The following is a 20,282-nucleotide window of genomic DNA, read 5'->3' as shown; positions in this document are numbered from 1 at the left end:
CTGTAACCATAAGGCCTCCAGCTTACCTCATGGTTACGAAACGCCCTAATTACCTAATATATCAATACGATCTGAATAAGATGATTACTAACTCTTAATTCAATCATCAATAATAACAATCTGTTACAACTGATATATGAACTATTTTATTATTTGTACAATCGTGAGAACTGCGCTCTCCCTGTTCCCCGTGAACAATACCTAGATTCGCTGCACACAGCATGACCTGCTCTTTTTCTCCAAATACCTGAAAATTCTCCAAATACACATAGCAACCCGACTGAACTGATTTGCCCGTTCAGCACGGCACTTGATTTGCTCTAGATCCAGCCTCATCGTGAATCGTTCGCTTCACGATTGACTCGTAAGGAGGATCCAATCAATGCGCCAGACTATTCGGCAATTGTTGTTGTTCCCCATTGGATTCTGTATGGTTTCTAGTCTATTCGAACCGATGAATGTACCAACCACTAGTGCCTTTGCGGCAACCGGTGATCCCCCTATCACCACAGCATCTCCGACACCCCATTCGAGACTGATGTCTCGAATGCCGACATTGAGACGGCTTACCACACCACCCACTCCAACACCTGCTATCGCACTAAACTCCCTTGGCTTCTCGTTTAGTAGTCAGCAGGGCAATTCACCACCTCCGCCACAAGTGCTGACCGTCAGCAACCGAGGTGGGGGAATATTGAACTGGAATGCTACAACGAGTACATCTTGGTTAACCCTAAGCCCTAGCTCAGGCACCGGGAATGGCACTGTCACCATCAGCCCCGTCCTGGGCTCCCTCGGCGTCGGCACCCACACCGGCACCATCACGCTCAGTGCACCTGGTGCGCAACCCGTTGCAATCCCCGTCACCTTCAGCGTAACGCCGGCACCTGTCCCTCCAGCTATTGGCGTGAGCTCCACTAGTGTGTCGTTTACCGCTCAACAGAGTGGAAGTAACCCGGCTCCCCAACTACTGAACATCCGCAATACTGGCGGCGGCACGCTCAGCTGGACCGCGAGTGACAATGCCGCCTGGCTAACCCTCTCATCGACGACTGGCACCGGGAATGGCACTGTCACCATCAGCCCCGTCCTGGGCTCCCTCGGCGTCGGCACCCACACCGGCACCATCACGCTCAGTGCACCTGGTGCGCAACCCGTTGCAATCCCCGTCACCTTCAGCGTAACGCCGGCGCCGACATCGATCACACTAAGCCCATCATCACTGACCTATACAGGCGTGTCAGGCGGCTCCAATCCGACCAACCAATCTGTCAACGTCACAGCAAATAGCAACTGGACGGCCAGCGTCAACGCCGCCTGGCTTAAGCTGAGCACGACCTCCGGTTCTGGCAACGGGACAATTATCGCGAGCGTTGACCTCGGAAATGTTTCAACCCAGACCAATACTGCTACCATTTCCGTGACGGCAGGAAACACGACAAGAACTGTCGGCGTGACGCTGACGCTCTCACCTGGTTCCTTGACCCTCTCATCAAATAGCCTTGCCTTTACGGCAACTCAAGGGTTGGCCAACCCAGCGAGCAAGACCATCGCCGTGCAGTCCAATGGATCCTGGACGGCAACAAAGACCGCCACATGGCTTTCGCTCAGTCAGACTTCTGGCTCTGCCAATGGAACCATCACCGCCAACGTGGACACCTCAAAGGCAATTCAGGGGGAGAACCAGGCGACAGTTACAGTGACCAGTGGAACCGTCATCAAGACCGTAACGATCACGCTGACACTCAATGCTCCGTCGAGTTCATCCGCAACATTGACATGGAAAGCTAATAGCGAAACAGATCTCGCGGGATACAAGGTCTACCGTTCAACAATCTCGGGGAAATATGATCAAGGAAATGTCATCACGATGCTTCGTGGCAATGTAACAAGCTACCAAGCGACAGGCCTCCAATTCGGGAAAACTTACTTCTTTGTCGTGACGGCCTTTGATATCGCGGGAAATGAAAGTGGGTATTCAAACGAGGTGAGCAAGAGTGTCTACTGACGCCTAATAGAGCACATGGCATGGGGCGGGCTTCATCGAGACCGCCCTATCGCTCGCAATAAGACAAACCAGTACTATCACTCACAAGCTTGCAACCGATTCAGAAGGCATCAAGCCCTTGGGCAGTTCGGTGGTGTGTGCAGAAAATTCATGTTTCCCCTGCCTATGCAGGAGGCTTGAACGTTGGTTGACCAAAGCACAATACTCCTCTTACTATTGAAACGGCTTCTACTCAGAACTCCATTGCCACCGAGCTTTTTCAGCCGTATATTCTTATCGTTCCGCTTCCGTCAAATGCTCCTCGCCTTCCAACTCATCAACCTCTGCGTCGGACCTTCCCTTCGTGGTTGACGGATGGAGTCCATACTTCCTAAGCATCTTATAGAAGTCGGCCCTATATCGCCCCGCAAATTGAGCTGCACGTGAGATATTGCCACCCGTCAAATGCAGCACATTCTTCAGGTAGGTGCGTTCGAACTCTTCCTTCGCCTCTGTAAGCGGCTTGAGTGGTGACTCAGCCGACGCACTGACTGCCGGAAACAAATCTGGTGTCAACATTTCTTGCTGCGACATCACCACTGCTTTCTCGACCGCATTTTCCAACTCACGCACATTACCAGGCCATGGGTTGATCATCAAGCGATGAAGCGCAGCAGGCGTAAGCCCTTTGATATCCTTATTGGATCGCTTCATGCTCTGCTGAAGGAAATACTGCGCGAGCAACGGGATATCATCTCGCCGCTCACGCAATGGGGGAATGAAGAGAGGAACCACCGAAATTCTATAGTAGAGGTCATTACGGAACGTCCCGTTCTTCACTGCCTCACTGAGATCTTTATTCGTCGCTGCAAGAATGCGCACATCGACCTTAACAGACGTCTCCGACCCAACCTCTCTGATCTCCCGTTCCTGGACGGCGCGTAACAACTTCACCTGCATTGAAAGCGGCATTTCCCCGATTTCATCAAGAAAGAGCGTCCCGCCATGGGCCATTTGAAAGAGCCCTCGCTTTGCACCATGGGCGCTCGTAAAGGCACCCTTCACGTGCCCAAACAGCTCACTCTCAAACAGTGTTTCCGGAATGGCAGCACAGTTAAGCGCCACGAACGCACCTTTGCTACGGCGACTGTTCGCATGAATGACGCGCGCCATGACCTCCTTACCGGTACCAGTCTCCCCAAAGAGCAGGATCGTCGCATCTGATTCAGCAACCTGACCAATTTGCTGAAAGAGCTGTTGCATTGCCGAACTTCGCGCCACCACATTCTCCAGCCCATATAGCTCCTTGACTAACGATTTGAGTCGATCAATCTCACGACTCATCCGCCGTTGAGAGAGCGCTTTATCGATCGTCTCCTTGAGCTCTTTATCATCAAACGGTTTTGTCAGATACCCGAACGCCCCGCGCTGCATCGCTTCCACAGCGTTGGGGATACTGCCATGGGCCGTTAAAATGATGACCGGAAGTCCCGGTTGGTTTTGCAGCAGCGCTTCGGTCACATCCAACCCATTTTCATTTCGCAGGCGGAGATCAGTAATCGCCAAATCAAACGTCGTTTGTTTCGTTGCTTCAACCGCCTCCTGTCCCGTGGTACGGGCTGTAACGGAAAATCCCATCGCAGACAACCGCATTTTCAACAAATGCAACAATCCCTCGTCATCATCAATGACAAGAATGTTTTCTCGCTCCATATCTTTTGATTCCATGATTACCTTATCTTTCTGGCTTTCTATTGGGGTGTCGTTTCTGAGCCTGGGATAGGAACCGGCGTCAGCGGGGGACGGATCGGACGAACCTTTTCTCGCATCTCTTGATCGATTCGCTTCAGCGCCTCAAGTTGAGAAGACAGCTCTTCAATCTTCTTATCTCGTTCCGCCAATTGTTTTTGCAGCGCGACTGGATCTACCGATCCCTTGGTCGAATCTTTCTTGGAGAGGAGCGTCTCTATTCTGCGGTCGCGCTCCGCCAACTCCCGCTGCAACGCCTCCATCGCCTCCGACTCATCATCCTTTGAGGCATGGAATTGTTGGATCATCACCTGCTCATCAAGCAAGTTCCGAACCAGACGATCCGTCACCATCGCTAATGATGTATGCGCGTCCGCGATCGCAGGAGCAGTCAGGACGGATTCCGGCCATCCCTTCTTCCCAGAAACAACGGGTTTCTGGATGGCTTGCAGCCAGGCTTTACTCGTCCTTGCGACCGGTCCTGTTGGAGTCACGGCCAGAACTTTTTCAAAGTATTTCGCTGCAACTTCGCGACTTTCATAGAGCCCAAGAAGTCCAAGCGTAAAATACACCTGATCGCAAGAGCGTGATTGGACACATCGTGAGACTAAATCCTCTTGTTTCTTTGCAAGCGATTGAAAACTAGCAGCTTCTTCTGGATCAGTCACAAAATAGGGGCGAGAGATAGGGGCGGACGTCGTCCACGCTGCACATGCGGCTAGAAAAAAAGGCAGCGCGCAGTAACTAATTGTCATAAGAAATGTCTTCGTTTTCACGGTTCCCCTTTCCCTTCCGACTTCGTCAACCGTAGGATAAACCGTACAGTTGCCCCCTTGCCCCTCTCACTCTCGATCCAGATTCGTCCTCCATGCGCTTCGACAACATTCTTGACCAATGCCAACCCTAACCCACTTCCTGCAGTCTGCTTGACCTTGGTACGGCCCTGGTAAAAACGCTCAAAGATATGTGGTAAGTCCTCTGATGCAATACCAGGCCCCGTGTCTGAGACTGAGACCTCAAGTACACCGGCCTGCAGATCTGGCTTCAGATACACCTTCACCACGCCCCCTTCGGGGCTGAACTTCAGCGCATTGGACAAAAGATTGTCCAAGACCTGTTCCAGCCGAGACGCATCCGCCTTGACCCAAGCCCGCTGTCCAGCATGCTCCAAAACCAATTGGACATGCTTGGAATCAGCAAGCAACCGAATCTTATTGATGGATATGTCTACAATCCGCTGGAGATCAACCGGGACAAACCGATACTCCATCATTCCGGCTTCCATTTTCGACAAATCGAGAATCGTGGCGATGAGATGCATCAGCCGTTTGCTGCTGTCCGCCATGATCCGAAGCGTCATGCGTTGCTCAGGCATCAGCGGCCCAGGTATCTCGTCAAGCAAAAGGTTGGTCCCCTCCTGAATTGATGCCATGGGTGTTCGCAATTCATGAGACACATGCGCGAGAAAATCCGTTTTCATCTCGTCGATTTCTTGAAGCTTCTGGCCCATCCAGTTCACGGAATCGACCAACTCACGGAGCTCGGCCGGAGCCTTGATTGTGAGGGATGCCCCAAAATTCCCCTGTCCGATCTGTTTAATATGTCCTTGCAGCTCTCGGAGAGGACGCAGAATCGTATAGCTTGCCAATCCAGCCAATCCCAATCCGAACATCAACGCCACAAGAACAAGCTGCTCCGTTACAGCCTCGGCTTGGGCGGCACTTGCACGCGATTCGGTCACCCCGACACTGACTCGAGCCTCATGAAGATCGATATAATTCTGCAACGTAAAAGACATGCGGTCTGTGAGACTATCGCGCCTGCTTTCGTAGTCTAAGGTCGCAGGATAGGTCGACCTTGTTGCCGCTTGAGTTGCCGCTTGAACGGTACTGTCAAATAATCGTGATCGTTCTTTCAACAACTCACCCGTCTCTTGCAGAAGCGTCAAGCCACGAGTGGAACTTTCCTGTCCTCGCAACAGGTGAAGCACCCGCTGAAACTCTTCAACTTCTTCAGTCAAGTTGGTCCGGAATGTGGGATCTTTCGTGGCAAGAAACTTCTTTTCACTATTCTGTTGGGCATACAGCGACCCTAAGAGTCTTTTGGCGGATTCAACGGCGGGGTAATGATACGAGGCCATTTGGGTACTCATGGCCGTCAACTGTCGAAGTTGAAACAGTGCGTAAAGATTCACTCCCCCCATCACAGCAATAATGACCAGGGAGGTCAAAACCAGTCTCGAAAATATTGAAAGTCGCATGAGTCCGCGCCTCGCTCGGACTAAATCATAGATGGGCAGAACTCAGGTGTAGGGCATTCCATACACTATTTCAGCTTCCGACCACAAGGGCACGCCCCTATTTTGGAGATAGCCATGGCTCGGACCGACCCGATTGTTCCGAGAAAATCTGTCCCAGACGGTTACTGTCTAGTATTGAATTGGTGAGAAAAGAGCCGTTGTCTCCTGGATGACCCGTGAAGCGATGCGAAAAGATGGCCACGGAACAACAAGATGGCCATTGCGACCGGTGGGGTGAGAAGGAGAAGCACAATCTCCTGCCCCTCCGAATCAAGCCCAAGGTAAGACAGCCATCCTCCGATGGCAGTCAGTGGCAGCATCAGAATTTGAAGGAAGTCGAGCCCTGCTCCTCGACCAGCACGACCGGACAACGAAAAAAATTCCTGCAGCCCACTCGGAGAAAGCACCACCGGCAAGATGAACAGGACGAAGGGGAGAAACCATTCGACCCAATGTTCCATCACAAATTCATAGGATGTCTTGAATACCTCAAGCGTTGAGTCGTGTCGCACCTGATAAATCACCTCCGGTGCTGGGTTCAACAGGATGAAGACCAAGAGCAGAAATGCGGAGAGAAGAAATTGACCATACGCCGGATTGGCTTGCAAACCCATATCGAGCAAGAGCGTCGGCAACCATAATACAAAACCAACACCGATCACGTCCCAAAAGTAATACCCGAAGCTTTCCGTTACGTCCTTGAACCCAAGAGTTCGTGACGCGCTCAGCGACTGTTCGATCAACCGGAGTGTGGATCCCACCAGGAGGGCATTCACGATACCGAGTAAAAAACCACCGGCCATCCCCAACGGAGCAGCGATCTTTGCAATACCCAAAAACAGCAACCCAAAGAGAATGAGCGCCACCATTGATATCCAACTTTTGGTCAGCGAACGCCATGTCGCCTGCAAAACATGTCGATAGAGTTGAACCGTAGCCGAAGCGAGATTGCTCATGCTGATGCGTACCCTAGTCGGGATCGGGCGAGAGGTCAAGCACTAGTCACGCTGGCGCATTAAGAACGAACCTAGCTGGTTGACTTATCCAGCCAAATGATTATCACTGTTTATCAGAGCGAGGATGAATATCACCATTTTAGAGGTGGATCACCATGGACATGAATCGAATGACGGTCAAGTTGCAGGAGGCCCTGCAGTCCGCCTCGGGGCACGCCCAGCGGAGAAGTCATCAAGGCATTGAGGTAGAACATGTCCTCTTAGCGCTCCTTGAACAGGAGGGCGGGACTACTCCGGCCTTACTCGAAGGTGCCGGCCTCGCGCTGCCTGCCGTGCGGCAAGCCGTCGAACAAGCCTTGGCAAAGTTCCCTCAAGTTCAAGGTTCAGGAGCAGCTCCGGGTCAGGTTCACATTGCCAACCGCCTCACCCACGTTCTCAATCGTGCGGAGGAGGAGCAGAAGTCGCTGAAGGACGATTTCTTGAGCGTCGAGCATGTCCTCCTTGCCATGGTGCAGGAAGGGGGAATATTCAAGAAGCTGGGCATTACAAGAGACCGTCTCTTGGCGGGATTACAGCAGGTGCGTGGAAACCAACGGGTCACCAGCCAGGATCCTGAAAGCACGTACCAGTCACTGGTGAAATACGGTCGAGAGTTAACCCAACTGGCCGGACAGGGCAAACTCGATCCCGTCATCGGACGCGATGATGAAATCAGGCGTGTGATCCAGATCCTCTCACGCCGGACGAAGAATAACCCGGTGCTCATCGGGGAACCAGGTGTCGGGAAAACCGCGATTGTTGAAGGACTGGCGATTCGCATCGTGAAAGGCGATGTCCCCGAAAGCCTCAAACACAAGAAACTCTTTGCCCTGGATATGGGTTCCCTTGTCGCCGGCGCCAAATTTCGCGGTGAATTTGAGGAACGGCTCAAAGCCGTCCTGAAAGAGATCCAATCGTCTCAAGGCCAGATTCTCCTCTTCATCGACGAATTGCACACGGTTGTCGGAGCCGGAGCAGCCGAAGGGGCAATGGACGCCGCAAACCTGTTGAAGCCGATGCTGGCACGGGGCGAGTTGCACCTGATCGGTGCCACGACGCTGGACGAATACCGAAAACACATTGAAAAAGACGCCGCCTTGGAACGCCGTTTCCAAACGGTGTTGGTGGATCAGCCCTCAGTGGAGAACACCATTTCCATACTACGCGGCCTCAAGGAACGCTACGAAGTCCACCATGGGGTGCGCATCAAAGACAGTGCACTGGTAGCTGCAGCGAAACTGTCCCATCGTTATATCGCCGATCGGTTTCTTCCAGACAAAGCCATTGACCTAGTCGACGAGGCCGCCGCACGGCTTCGGACTGAGATCGACAGCCTACCGGCTGAGCTGGATGAAGTGTCACGCAAGGTGCTCCAGCTGGAAATTGAGCGCGAGGCATTGAAGAAAGAGAAGGACGCGGCAAGCGCCGCCCGACTCAGCACCCTGGAATCTGAACTCACCGAAAAACAACGTGACCTGCAGGCGCTGAAAACCAGATGGGAATCAGAGAAAACCTCCGTATCACGACTGCGCAAGACCCGCGAGGCGATCGAGGAGATGAAGCAGAAAATCGAGCAAGCCGAGCGAGCCTATGACCTTAACCGTGTAGCCGAACTCCGTTATGGGGAGCTCCCCAAGCTTGAACGGGAATTGGCACTGGAGCAGCAGCACTTGGACAAAAAACAGGATACGGCTCGGTTGCTGAAGGAAGAAGTCGACGAAGATGAGATTGCCGCCGTGGTCAGCCGCTGGACCGGTGTTCCGGTCTCGCGGTTGCTCGAAGGCGAAACCGACAAACTCTTGAAACTTGAGGACCTCCTACACCAACGAGTCGTCGGCCAGGAAGAAGGGGTCCGAGCCGTGGCAGACGCGGTACTTCGCGCACGATCCGGCATCAAAGACCCCAATCGTCCGATCGGTTCATTTCTCTTCCTTGGCCCAACCGGGGTCGGCAAAACCGAACTGGCCCGAGCGCTCGCCGCAATTCTGTTCGATGACGAAGGAAACCTTGTCAGAATCGACATGTCTGAATATATGGAAAAACACACCGTCGCCCGCTTGATTGGCGCACCTCCCGGGTACATCGGCTACGAAGAAGGGGGGCAACTCACCGAAGCCGTTCGACGGCGCCCTTTTTCGGTCATTCTCTTCGACGAGATCGAAAAGGCGCATCACGATGTGTTCAACGTGTTACTGCAGGTACTCGATGATGGACGACTGACCGATTCGCAAGGCCGTACGGTCGATTTCAAAAACACTGTCCTGATCATGACCTCGAATATCGGCAGTCCACACATCCTTGAAGCTCAGCAACGTGGCGCATCCTACGAGCAAGTCAGGACAGTTGTCCTGGGGGAACTGCGGCAACATTTCCGCCCGGAGTTCTTGAACCGAGTCGATGAACTCGTCGTATTCCATCCGCTCGGAACCGAACACTTGATCAAGATTGTGGAAATCCAGCTGGAGCGGCTCCGCAACAGACTCACGGAACGTCGGATCCCGCTGGCTATCACGCCGTCCGCGCTGAAACATTTAGGCGAACGCGGCTACGATCCGGTGTACGGAGCACGACCGTTGAAGCGGCTCATTCAACAGGAGCTGGAAACGCCGATCGCCAGGTTGTTGGTCAAGGGAGAGTTGCGGGATGGAAATACCGCTTCGGTCGATATGAAGAATGGGGCCTTGCTGGTGACCCCAATTGTGGAGGGGGAGGCGACTTCAGTTTCTAGCCAATAGACACCACGCCTCCTTGACTGTCGTGTGTCTGCCCGCTCTTGTGCTGTTTCTCGATCTTCCAGGCCGTCGCCGTGACTTGCAGGAGATGGCCTTTCATCGTATGAAACTCGCCCTGAGCCAATGAGATGCCCTGAGCGTCCTTCACGTCAAGCTGGAGGACGACTTTTCCCGAATCCGCCTCCTTCATCAGAATGCGTTTGTCCGTCTTTGTGACCTCATAAGCGCGCCGCTCGTTAAACATCAGTGTGCTATCCACCATCTTGGCCAACATCCGGCCGTTTAAGTCGAAGAGCGCAAAGTTGACCAGCAACGCGCCAGTCGAGGGATGGCGAGCCACTTGAATTTGTGGTATCCCCTCGACCTCGATCGTCCCGTTAAAATTCTTATAGAGATTCGAACCAATTTCGATGTCCATAATCCTCGATAGAGTTGGGATGATACATCCAGGTTTTAAGTGCTTGCCCCCATGCTCGGAGCCATGTCCCTTTTATCTCTAAGTTCCACATTTTTGCAATCGTCGCTACCAGCAGTGCTGCTGATCCCTCATAGATCCGTTGAACGTCAAATCTGAATACATCATTCGTTGCCTACCCGCTCGTCCTCATGCCAGAGCCCCGTCCCCCGGACAGATGGCTGACCAAACGTCCCAAGGGGATGATTATTCCCATGCAAATAGAGAGCGTTCTACAGATAGCCTAAGGATAGTCTGCTTCAAACAGGGGGAAGTTCCACTATGTGATGAGCAGTCCAACATTCAGAACTACAACGTGAAGGCAAGCCACAAATCATCTGCACTTACGATTTCTTAATTCGATCGAGGATCAGCGCGATACAGCCGCCCAATAACCCTCCGCCCATCACCGTCGTCAGCAGCTCCACCAGCTTCAACTCCCAGACAGACCCTTGGGCCTGCATGACTTCTCTGACGCCTCCTTGCACCATGATGACGGACAACGCCATCGTGGCACCCACGACAAACCACCAGACAAACACTTTTACCGATGCCACGAAAGCCTCACACGTCGGGGTTACGGTCAAACGAACGATACTGAATGGCCTCTGCGATATGCACGGTCTCGATCCTCTCGGAGTCGGCCAGATCTGCGATCGTCCGCGCGACTCGTAGGATACGCCCATGGGCCCGCGCGGAAAGTCGAAGCCTCGCCATCGCCTGCTCAAGCAACTCTTGAGCGGGTTGCTCTAGTCCACAATACCGTTTTACGAGCCGTGGCTTCAACTGCGCATTTGTATAGATCCCCTCCGCTCGATACCGCCGTCGCTGTCGATCGCGCGCCGTCACGACACGCGATCGGATCACCGCCGAGCCTTCCGATGCAGGCAGTTCCGTGCGCAGTTCTCGAACCGGCACCGGTGGAACATCCAGATGGATGTCCAGTCGATCCAACAAGGGCCCGGAGAGTTTCGCACGATATCGGCGGATCTGGATACCGGAACAGATACAAGACCGAGTGCGATCTCCATAGTACCCACAAGGACAGGGATTCATCGCCGCGATCAGCATGAACTGCGCCGGATACTTGAGCGTCCCACTGGCTCTTGTCAGAACGACATACCCATCTTCCAATGGTTGCCGCAACCCTTCGAGCGCACCTCGTTTGAATTCAAGGGATTCGTCCAAAAATAATACCCCGTTATGCGCGAGCGAGACTTCCCCAGGCTTAGGGATGGTCCCTCCTCCGACCAGCCCCGCGTCCGAGATACTGTGATGCGGGGACCGAAACGGCCGAACGGCCAGCAACGGCCGTTCCGGAGTAAGCAATCCCGCCACACTGTGGACTCTGGTCGTTTCAATCGCCTCATCCAATTCCAACAACGGCAGGATGGACGGCAAGCGGCGCGCCAACATGGTTTTTCCTGATCCAGGAGGACCAACCATCAACACATTGTGTCCCCCTGCCGCTGCCACCTCGAGCGCTCGCTTGGCATGGTCCTGCCCACGAACATCGGCATAGTCCTCGTCTTCCATTGTGCTGACCGCCCCCAAGACATCCTGGCGCGACTCGCTTGGAACAAGAGCCTGATTCCCTTTCAGAAACTCCACGGCTTCGGGAAGGGTGTGGACGGGATAGGCACGGACGCCCTTGACCAATGCCGCTTCAGCCCCATTGTCAGCTGGGAGCAACAAATCGTAACCGGTTCGGCAGGTCAGCGCGAAAGACAGAGCTCCCGTAATGGGCTTCACACGGCCGTCCAACGATAATTCACCGACCACAACCGAATGATCCAGCATCGACTGCGGGATCACCTCTTCCGCAACAAGAATGCCGAGTGCAATCGCGAGATCGAGCCCTGACCCTTCTTTTTTGACCCCGGCAGGGGCAAGATTGACGGTGATGCGTTTGGCAGGGAAATGAAATCCGGTATTTTTGAGTGCGGATCGCACACGGTCTCGGCTTTCCTTCACCGTGGCATCCGGCAACCCAACGACAGAAAATTGGGGGAGCCCACCGGAGATATCGACTTCGACATCGACGAGATGGGCGTCAAGACCGACCAGCGCCGCGCTCGTAACCCTGGCAAGCATAACTCCACGCCTTTCCCTATCTGAGCCGCAGCCAAAATGTGTTCATTATAGGAAGTCTCTCTAAGGGTTTCAATAGAACCCCTGCCGATACGCCGCTGCAGACGATGCCCGTCGTTCGATGTTCGTGAAGCCTGAGGCACGTTAATCCAAAACGAGATACGCTTCACGTACGACGATTCACGCGGAGAATGTAGGCTAGCACCGCATCGACCGGCTCTGTATAATTCGCCCATGCGCCGCTGGCCGTCTCAAGAGCAATCGGTTAGGGTGGACAGCCCACCATGCTATGCATACTCCCGTCAGATCCTGGGCTTTAGTTTCGCACTCTGGCTGATCATACTTCCGGCACATCATGGTTCTGTCTTCGCCACTGATGGAACCACCGGCACTCCGCGGCAAAACACCAAGCAGACATCCCCGTATGTTGGATCAGCCATGGCGGTACTGGCCACCCTCCAGCAGGCTGCGGTCCTACCGCCAGAGGGTACACGCGAAGCCGATCGCGTCATCCAGACCGTCATCCAGCTGCAATCCGTCTTTGCTAAGGGAACGGATGCTTCGATTCAGGAATTCGCCCGACGGGCCTTGGCCGACAAACATGGTGAACAAGCCGCAACTGGCCTCCAACAGTTTCGTACAAACGGGTGGACAGCAGACATATTGGAAGCACTCGCGGATGCCGATGTGAAAGCCCAACTCGACGAACGGGAACAATTAACCGCAGGGCTCAGACAGTTCAACCTGTCGCTGGATGATTTTCGGAAATTCATGCAACTCGTGCGCGACGGCCGATCGGCTCTCACGGCACAAGGATTGGTCTTTGACGAGGTCTATACCCATCATCGGAGCACCATGCCGGGCGCGGCACGTTAGCGCCCCGTTTCTAGTTCCATGTTTCTGGTTTCTTGTTATCGCTTCATCAAAGAACGTGAAACCTGAAACTTGAAACACGACACCCTTCTAACCAAGCAACACACACGGACAGCCTATGGATATCGCAACCTCAATAAAGGAGAATCAGATGGCAACGAAAGCGTACATTCTCATCAAGGTCAAAGCCGGAAAAACGAAGGACGTGGTCGGCGCACTGAAGCGCATACCGGGTGTTGAACAGGCTCACTCCTGCTTCGGCCGCCCGGATATTTTTGTCTTTATCAGCGTCCAGGACGAGCGCGCACTCTCCGACGTGGTGATTACGAAAATCCATTCGATCGATGGTATCGAGGAAACGGATACCCACATCGTCGCAGAATCTTAACCCACGTCACGACACGAGTGTATCTCGTGAAGCGTCGTGCGCGAAGTGTGAAGTGTCCGAACTCAGAGGCGAGATACGTTTCACGCTTCACGATCAACGCTGACAAGAGCGCCACCGAGTTGGGCCGACTGGTAACAGGCCTCAGCAATCTCCACGGCTCGACATCCGTCTTCTCCCGTGATAGGCATGGGTGTGCCGTCTTCGACCGCCTGAAGGAACGCTGAGAGGGTATCGAGAACGGTCAGGGATGGAGGGATGTCGATATCGGCTGTCTTTTCACCGGAACTCATTTCAACGCAGATTCGGCGACGCATCCAGTCGGCCTCTACCCGTCCCTGTGAACCAACCCAGAGGGCTCGTCCCGCACGCGCATCCACAACTCGGGTGATTTCTATGCGACAGATCGTTCCCCCGGTGGTGGTAAGATGAATTGAAGCCATTCGTTCCGGCGCAATCGGCGGGATGTGATCCATCGTGCAGCGCACGGCTTGGACCTCTTCACCAGTCAGGAACCGAACCAGATCAAGCATGTGCACACCGATCTCCAGCAAAGCCCCTCGCTTCCCATAGCCCGCAACATGGTCTGGAGCCGTCTTCCGGATCTCGATCTGAAAGACTGCGTCGAGCTCCAGGGAACGCCCCAGAGAGGATTGGAAGCACTTCATGTGCTGGATCGTCTTGTCGAAGCGAAGGGTCTGGGCGGTCATCAACGGAATACCGGCATCGTAAGCCAGCGTCACCATTGTCCGGGCATCAGTGGCTGTTGTCGCCAGCGGCTTCTCGACCAACAGCGGTTTGCGGGCCTGCACCGCGAGTCGGCAGATCTCCAGTGAGTAAAGAGGGGGAGTCACAACCACAATCGCGTCGACCGACGGATCAGCGATGAGCGCCTGGGCCTCACCGTACACCGTGACTGACTCGGCACCAGGGAGCTGAAACCCCTGTTCCGGATGTCGTCGGCACACGGCCTGGAGAGAAGCCAGCGGGAGGTCATGAACAAGATGTTGGGCATACCGAGCTCCGTGCCGGCCGACCCCGATCAATCCCACTCCAATGCGGTCTCTGTTCATGATACGTCGCACCATGGTTACTGTAGAGCCACGTCATCAGGCAGTCAATTGACATTCCCGCAACCGGCTTCATATAGTAACGTCATGTCCGGCACAACCGCGCTCCGGTAGCAGAACCTCAACCATGCCTACAGCACCAGTCACTCCCTTTTCACTCGAACAGATCGGAACAGGAACGGCCCGGTTCCCCAGTGGCGTGCCGATCCCCACTCATAGCGACCAGATGGTGGACCCTTATTTCAAGAGCAGAATGCCGAAGGAGCACCAAGTCGATTGCCTGCTCTTTTGGCCGCAACAAGCAGGAACGTATCCGGGGCTTGTCCTCTTACATGATTGGTGGGGACTGACCGGCCAGATGAAGGACCTGGGAGCTCGCCTGGCCTGTGAAGGCTACATGGTGATTATCCCGAATCTCTACGGTCGATTGGGCGGCATGGTGACCGCCAACGATGAGGTGGCGGCCGCACTGCTGGAACGGCAGAACGACGACCAGGTCATCACAGACATCAATTCCTGTTGTGAATACCTCAATACCCGCACAACGGCCAAGAAGAACATTCATGGGGTCGTCGGATACGGAATGGGCGGGACCTATGCGTTGCGGTTCGCCTGCCACCGGAAACGCTTGCGCGCCGCCGTCTCATATTATGGCAAGATGGTGACGCCAAACGAGATGATGAAAAATCTCTTTTCCCCGGTTCTCTATCATCAGGCGGGAAAAGACACCTGGGCCACACAGGACGAGATCGAACAACTACGGAGCGCCTCTGCAGCGTATGCCAAGCGGATTGACATCCAGTGCTACCCCAACGCCTCACAGGCATTCTGCAACGAGATGAAACCAAGTGCCTACGACGCCGACAGTGCATCCCTCGCCTGGGAACGTACGGCAAGCTTTCTGAAGTCCTGTTTCCAAGGAACATGAGTCAGTGCCGCTCTCTCTTTGACGATTCTCCACACACACTCATCGATATGGCAAACGAGCTGAATCCGCGTCAATATGATCGCGAACACCGCCGAAACAAGACCGACGTCCTCCTCATCCTGTTGGGTCTGCTCCTTCTCCCTTCGGTAACCATGGCAGGGGAACAAGCACCTCCGCAGTTGTTGGCCGACGCGGTCATGCAGCAAGCCGACCAGCTCACGCTCCTCGAATCAGACGAGGGCGCATTGCGGTTATTTACGACATCGGTCGGACCTGCCCTTGGGCTGAAAGATGCGGCCGGAGCCTTGGGGGCCAGACTCCCCGGCAAAATGGTCAAGGAACTCGATGTGCCAGAATTGTCCCAGTCTGTCGCTGAACTGATGAAAGCCCTGGGGACCTGGCAGATGGCCAACGCCCTTCGTCAGGAGACAGGACCGTCTACTTCCATCCTTTCACTTTCTGCAACACGACAAGACTGGTTGCGGGCCGGAAACCAGACGACATCACTCTCCGACCTGCTCCGGCTGACCAAGGAAGCGCGAGACGCTCAGACGGCCCAGGGAACAACGCAACCACCACACGTCGGCTTGCGCTTGGCGGCGGAACGGACGGCATTTGAGGCGAGTCACCTGGCCATCACAGCCTGGTGGAAGATCCATGGCTGGAAGGATCGGATTAGACAAACCAAAGGCCACTCACGCCTCTGCGGAACCTGGCAGTGGATCATTCATAATCACCAAATCCATGGAGAGCAGAAATCCACCATCATCTTCTCCCCACCGGGACGCGCTTCAGCCAATGCAGCTACGCCGGCCGAAAGCATCATTCTCGGCGATACCATTTACTTGCGCTGGGAACAGAACGGGCACATTCAAGAAGACAGTCTGCTGTTTATCAAAGACGATCAGAAGATCGAAGGGTCTTTTGTGGACAATACCGGCGGATGGGGTCCCATCAGCGGGAAACGTCTCGCTCCCTGTAAACCGTAGCCTGCACGACCCCGGGCTGGTTGTGGCGCAACCACGTGGATCACACTCTCGTGAAACGTCGCACGTGAGGGGTATCTCGTCCCGGACTAAGGCGCTTCACGCTTCACGAACGACGAGCAACGAATATTGTCGCCGTAGTGTATCGGCAATTACCTGATTGCAGGAGACGCATTCATGAATCCTGCGGGTTAGGAGGTCACATGCCAGGCTCGCCATCCCAGGATGCCCCATCCGATGATAAAGAGGACGCCTCCAATCGGCGTCACGGCTCCCAACCATCGAACCCCTAAGAGCGAAACCCCATACAAACTGCCGGAAAACAGCAGGGTCCCGCCCAAGAACAACCACCCAGCTTTGGCCGCTCCGGCATCGCGCCAGAGCTGTACGGCGAGTCCGCTCAAGACCATGCCGAATGCATGATACATCTGATAGCGGGTTGCTTTCTCATAGACGTCCAGCAGATGCTGATCCAATATATCTTTTAAGGTATGCGCCCCAAAGGCGCCGGCTGCGACGCCCAGTCCTGCACTAAGAGCACCGATTGCCACCAACCGGCGAGCTGCGACATCGACATCCATCGTAGATTACTCCTCAGATATATGCCCATGACTCTCATGCGCGATCATACGCGATCCCAGGAGAATACGCCATCGACGTAAAACCGAGACGCCGTGTTTTCATCTGATAGAATTAGGCTATGCAGCGCCGATGGATCACCGGATGGCTTCTGTGGCTCAGCATGGGCCTCTCGACTGCAACCTTGGCCGAAGCAGCCGACTCACAACAGGTTGAGCAACGAAAAGGTCTCACCGTCGACGATCTCACACGAGGACTACGGAGCGCCGCACAGAACATCGAAAAAGAGATCCCCAAAATCGGACCGGCAATTGGCAAGACGATTAAATCCGTTACAGGAAGTAATTCAGAAAAGGCCAAACCTCAAGATCCACCATCCGGTAAAAGGTAGGCTTCCTCTCATTCTTAAGCCGTACGCCCCTCAAATCAGCCTTTGATTCTTGCTGCTGACTCCTGTATGGTTACTACCTAGTTTTTGAACTCACTGCGAAAGAGTGCTCATCATGTGGGACAAAAAAAGAGAAGGCGATTCCGACAACGGACATTTCACCGTGCTGGGAAAGGACGTCACGTTCAAGGGCATCGTCCACTTTCACAGTACGGTTCAGCTCGACAGCTCGATCGAGGGTGAAATCCATGCAAAAGGGATGTTGGTGATCGGTGAGAATGCCACGATCCGAGGGACCATTGTCGCCGAAACCATCGTGACCAGAGGAAAGATCCATGGCAACGTGACCGCGACCAGCAAAATCCAACTGCTCAAGCCAGCCGTTGTCCTTGGTGACATTTCTGCGCCGTCGTTCTCAATGGAAGAGGGTGCCTTTTTTAAAGGATCGATCGACATGGGCTCTCACCCGGTAGCAGATGAGCTCCAACAGACGCCTCTGGTCCTGACCGAACCGCCTCAAAGGCTGACTCTCTCCCGCCCGGTATTGATCGAGAGCGAGCGAGAGAGCTGACACCTGTTGCCGTGAGGATCGCAGAACCAACTGCGAGTTCCTCCATGATCGCACCAACAGGTCCCGCCTGGTAAGCTCCTTCCCACCACTGCCTCCTTGTTGTACCGCCTATCTCGTTCTGTTGATGTCAGTTGCAGCCCTGTGCTGTGCAAGCGGACGGCTGATGTCCTGTTCCCTTTGCTCTCCTCCTTCCGCATCGCATCTCATTTCTGTAAAATAACAACCCTCGTCGTTGTCCGACCCGGAGATGGCCCAATGGCTCGAACTGCATCGTTCCGTTCATTGGTTCGCTTGATGACCGCCGCATTCCTGGCTGAACGCCGGCAGTGCTCTGCTCGTGATGCGCTTGGAGCGATCCAAGAATTGAGGTCACGAAGCACATCACAGTCGATCTCGCGTCGCCAGTTTCTACTCGGAGCCGGAGCAACGGGCGCCACACTAGCTATGGCAACGATGACGGGACTTCCTCCACGTGCGACGGCCGCCAAGCCATCCCCGTCCTCACTCTCCGTGGGAATCGTCGGCGCGGGACTCGCCGGATTGGCTTGCGCCGATATGCTCAAGAACCGTGGTATTCGAGCCACCGTCTACGAAGCGGCAAATCGCGCAGGTGGCCGCTGCTGGTCATTGCACGGTTACTTTCCGGGCCAAGTGGCCGAACGCGGCGGCGAGCTCATCGACAATCTCCATAAGACGATGCTGGGCTACGCTAAACGATTTCGTCTGGACCTCGAAGACGTGAACAAAGGATTTGGAGAGGTCTTTTACTACTACAATGGAGAGCGGTACTCAGAAGCGGCGGTTGTGGCGGAATTTCGAGATTTCATCTCAGTGATGCGGATCGACTTGAACCGGCTGTCACAAGAAGTCACGGCGACCTCCCATACCCCGGAGGATGTGATCTTCGACCACAGAAGTCTGCTGGCGTATCTGGAAGGATACAACGGGGTAGGCGTCCCGGCCGGACGAGTCGCTAAGGCCGCCATCATCGCCGCCTATGAGGCAGAATATGGATTAGGGGCTGCGGAACAGAGCTGTCTGAATTTCCTCTTATTTATTCATGCTGATCGCCGTTCCAAATTCACCCCCTTCGGCGTCTTCAGCGACGAACGGTACCATCTTGTAGACGGCAACGAGCGCATTATTGACGGGCTGGCCGGTGATCTTTCCGGACAAATTACGTATAACCGGAGACTCACGGCGGTCGGCAAATTAAGCGATGGGCGAATCGAACTGGCATTCCAGCAGGCTCCCGTTGTCAGGCATGACGCCGTGGTACTGGCCGTCCCCTTCACAACCCTCCGTGAGGTTGAGCTTCATCCCAATCTTGCAATCCCCGCCGATCAACTAAAGGCGGTTCGCGAACTCGGATACGGCACCAACGCCAAGATGATGATCGGTTTTTTAAGCCGACCCTGGCGGATATTAGGAGGAAACGGAACCACCTATGCCTATGCAAATCACTCAGCCGAGTACTCACACATCCAAACAACATGGGAAACCAACCCAACCTTGGGATCAGACAACCGCGGAATTCTCACCGATTATTCAAGCGGACCCCGCGGGGCCGGACTGGACCCCGGTGCAGTCCAAACAGAAGTCGCGCAGTTCTTACAGGATTTGAATCGAATCTACCCCGGGACACTTGGAGCTGCGTCCAAGGATAGAGAGGGACAGTACCGCGCGCATCTCGAACATTGGCCGTCGAACCCTCTGATGAAAGGCAGCTATACCTGTTACCGTCCGGGCCAATTCACAACGATGGCAGGTTTGGAAGGCCTTCCAGTCGGCAATCTCTTGTTTGCCGGAGAACACACCAACTCGTTCTATGAATGGCAGGGCTTCATGGAAGGCGCCGCACTCTCAGGCATTGCGGCAGCACAATCCATTCTGGCCAGGGCCAACACTCGTTGACGTAGATTCGTTCTCCCATGCCTTCAGCCAATCCTCCAACACGGACGCATCGAGCTTCGAACGCAATATTTCGCATCCTGCCGCTCGGCGACGCAGCTCTCACCATTGAGTTCGGAAACAAGATTAACTCGGAAATCAACTCCCGAGTCGTGGCATTCGCAACAACGGTCTTCGACCAACATTGGCAAGGTATCCACGACATCGTCCCCACCTATCGATCGGTCACCGTTCACTTTGATCCGCTCCAATGGGACTCAGCCACGTTGGCCAAGAGACTCAAG

The 20,282-nt window shown here is 54.5% G+C and carries 19 protein-coding genes; 10 read left to right on the top strand and 9 right to left on the bottom strand.

What is annotated here, in order from left to right:
• Positions 1-382: 382 nt before the first annotated feature.
• Positions 383-2,008 carry a BACON domain-containing protein gene (locus tag ACMTNU_RS17925; protein WP_413936667.1) on the top strand — a complete coding sequence of 542 codons (1,626 nt, stop codon included), beginning with the start codon at positions 383-385 and terminating at the stop codon, positions 2,006-2,008.
• Positions 2,009-2,281: 273 nt separating this feature from the next.
• On the opposite strand, the gene ACMTNU_RS17920 is transcribed toward ACMTNU_RS17925, so the two are convergent.
• The 4 genes from ACMTNU_RS17920 to ACMTNU_RS17905 all read right to left on the bottom strand — a co-directional run bounded on the left by ACMTNU_RS17920 (position 2,282) and on the right by ACMTNU_RS17905 (position 6,991).
• Positions 2,282-3,715 (bottom strand): sigma-54-dependent transcriptional regulator, encoded by a 1,434-nt coding sequence (locus tag ACMTNU_RS17920; RefSeq protein WP_413936666.1) that lies wholly within the window; start codon positions 3,713-3,715, stop codon positions 2,282-2,284.
• A 23-nt stretch (positions 3,716-3,738) separates the two neighbouring features.
• Positions 3,739-4,512 carry a hypothetical protein gene (locus ACMTNU_RS17915; protein WP_413936665.1) on the bottom strand — a complete coding sequence of 258 codons (774 nt, stop codon included), beginning with the start codon at positions 4,510-4,512 and terminating at the stop codon, positions 3,739-3,741.
• Positions 4,509-5,996 carry an ATP-binding protein gene (locus ACMTNU_RS17910; RefSeq protein ID WP_413936664.1) on the bottom strand — a complete coding sequence of 496 codons (1,488 nt, stop codon included), beginning with the start codon at positions 5,994-5,996 and terminating at the stop codon, positions 4,509-4,511. Before ACMTNU_RS17910 ends, ACMTNU_RS17915 begins: the two co-directional genes overlap by 4 nt.
• 161 nt (positions 5,997-6,157) lie before the next feature.
• A complete protein-coding gene (locus tag ACMTNU_RS17905) occupies positions 6,158-6,991 on the bottom strand; it encodes a hypothetical protein (RefSeq protein WP_413936663.1) in 834 nt (277 codons plus the stop codon).
• Between the two features lie 155 nt (positions 6,992-7,146).
• On the opposite strand from ACMTNU_RS17905, the gene clpB reads away from it, so the two are divergent.
• The gene (gene clpB, locus ACMTNU_RS17900; protein ID WP_413936662.1) at positions 7,147-9,765 is read left to right on the top strand and encodes an ATP-dependent chaperone ClpB; all 2,619 of its coding nucleotides are present in this window, start codon (positions 7,147-7,149) and stop codon (positions 9,763-9,765) included.
• On the opposite strand, the gene ACMTNU_RS17895 is transcribed toward clpB, so the two are convergent.
• The 3 genes from ACMTNU_RS17895 to ACMTNU_RS17885 form a co-directional block, all read right to left on the bottom strand.
• Positions 9,755-10,180 carry a hypothetical protein gene (locus ACMTNU_RS17895; protein ID WP_413936661.1) on the bottom strand — a complete coding sequence of 142 codons (426 nt, stop codon included), beginning with the start codon at positions 10,178-10,180 and terminating at the stop codon, positions 9,755-9,757. The genes clpB and ACMTNU_RS17895 overlap by 11 nt on opposite strands.
• 380 nt (positions 10,181-10,560) lie before the next feature.
• On the bottom strand, positions 10,561-10,773 hold the full coding sequence (locus ACMTNU_RS17890) for a hypothetical protein (protein WP_413936660.1): 213 nt from the start codon (positions 10,771-10,773) through the stop codon (positions 10,561-10,563).
• A gap of 7 nt (positions 10,774-10,780) precedes the next feature.
• Positions 10,781-12,310 (bottom strand): YifB family Mg chelatase-like AAA ATPase, encoded by a 1,530-nt coding sequence (locus ACMTNU_RS17885; protein ID WP_413936659.1) that lies wholly within the window; start codon positions 12,308-12,310, stop codon positions 10,781-10,783.
• A 435-nt stretch (positions 12,311-12,745) separates the two neighbouring features.
• On the opposite strand from ACMTNU_RS17885, the gene ACMTNU_RS17880 reads away from it, so the two are divergent.
• A complete protein-coding gene (locus ACMTNU_RS17880; RefSeq protein ID WP_413936658.1) occupies positions 12,746-13,183 on the top strand; it encodes a hypothetical protein in 438 nt (145 codons plus the stop codon).
• A gap of 148 nt (positions 13,184-13,331) precedes the next feature.
• Entirely contained in the window at positions 13,332-13,568 is a 237-nt protein-coding gene (locus ACMTNU_RS17875; protein ID WP_413936657.1) for an Lrp/AsnC family transcriptional regulator, read from the top strand.
• A gap of 80 nt (positions 13,569-13,648) precedes the next feature.
• On the opposite strand, the gene ACMTNU_RS17870 is transcribed toward ACMTNU_RS17875, so the two are convergent.
• Positions 13,649-14,638: a Gfo/Idh/MocA family protein gene (locus ACMTNU_RS17870; protein WP_413936656.1), complete on the bottom strand. Its 990-nt coding sequence runs from the start codon at positions 14,636-14,638 to the stop codon at positions 13,649-13,651.
• A 124-nt stretch (positions 14,639-14,762) separates the two neighbouring features.
• On the opposite strand from ACMTNU_RS17870, the gene ACMTNU_RS17865 reads away from it, so the two are divergent.
• On the top strand, positions 14,763-15,563 hold the full coding sequence (locus ACMTNU_RS17865) for a dienelactone hydrolase family protein (RefSeq protein WP_413936655.1): 801 nt from the start codon (positions 14,763-14,765) through the stop codon (positions 15,561-15,563).
• The gene (locus ACMTNU_RS17860; RefSeq protein WP_413936654.1) at positions 15,560-16,552 is read left to right on the top strand and encodes a hypothetical protein; all 993 of its coding nucleotides are present in this window, start codon (positions 15,560-15,562) and stop codon (positions 16,550-16,552) included. The genes ACMTNU_RS17865 and ACMTNU_RS17860 overlap by 4 nt, the downstream gene beginning before the upstream one ends.
• Positions 16,553-16,740: 188 nt before the next feature.
• On the opposite strand, the gene ACMTNU_RS17855 is transcribed toward ACMTNU_RS17860, so the two are convergent.
• A complete protein-coding gene (locus ACMTNU_RS17855; RefSeq protein WP_413936653.1) occupies positions 16,741-17,130 on the bottom strand; it encodes a DUF423 domain-containing protein in 390 nt (129 codons plus the stop codon).
• A 119-nt stretch (positions 17,131-17,249) separates the two neighbouring features.
• Between ACMTNU_RS17855 and ACMTNU_RS17850 the strand changes: the two genes are divergently transcribed.
• The 4 genes from ACMTNU_RS17850 to ACMTNU_RS17835 all read left to right on the top strand — a co-directional run.
• Positions 17,250-17,519, top strand: coding sequence for a hypothetical protein (locus ACMTNU_RS17850; protein ID WP_413936652.1), 270 nt, complete (start codon positions 17,250-17,252; stop codon positions 17,517-17,519).
• A gap of 112 nt (positions 17,520-17,631) precedes the next feature.
• Entirely contained in the window at positions 17,632-18,087 is a 456-nt protein-coding gene (locus tag ACMTNU_RS17845) for a bactofilin family protein (RefSeq protein ID WP_413936651.1), read from the top strand.
• 255 nt (positions 18,088-18,342) lie between these two features.
• The gene (locus ACMTNU_RS17840) at positions 18,343-20,001 is read left to right on the top strand and encodes a flavin monoamine oxidase family protein (protein WP_413936650.1); all 1,659 of its coding nucleotides are present in this window, start codon (positions 18,343-18,345) and stop codon (positions 19,999-20,001) included.
• A 17-nt stretch (positions 20,002-20,018) separates the two neighbouring features.
• Positions 20,019-20,282 (top strand): carboxyltransferase domain-containing protein (locus tag ACMTNU_RS17835; protein WP_413936649.1); only part of this gene is annotated, 264 nt, incomplete at its 3' end.

Origin of the sequence: Nitrospira sp. BLG_1, from assembly GCF_047338595.1 — a bacterium.
In the GTDB taxonomy this organism is placed as follows: Bacteria; Nitrospirota; Nitrospiria; order Nitrospirales; family Nitrospiraceae; genus Nitrospira_D.
Note: the sequence above shows the minus strand (reverse complement) of the source record. Positions and strands in the feature narration are given on the sequence as shown.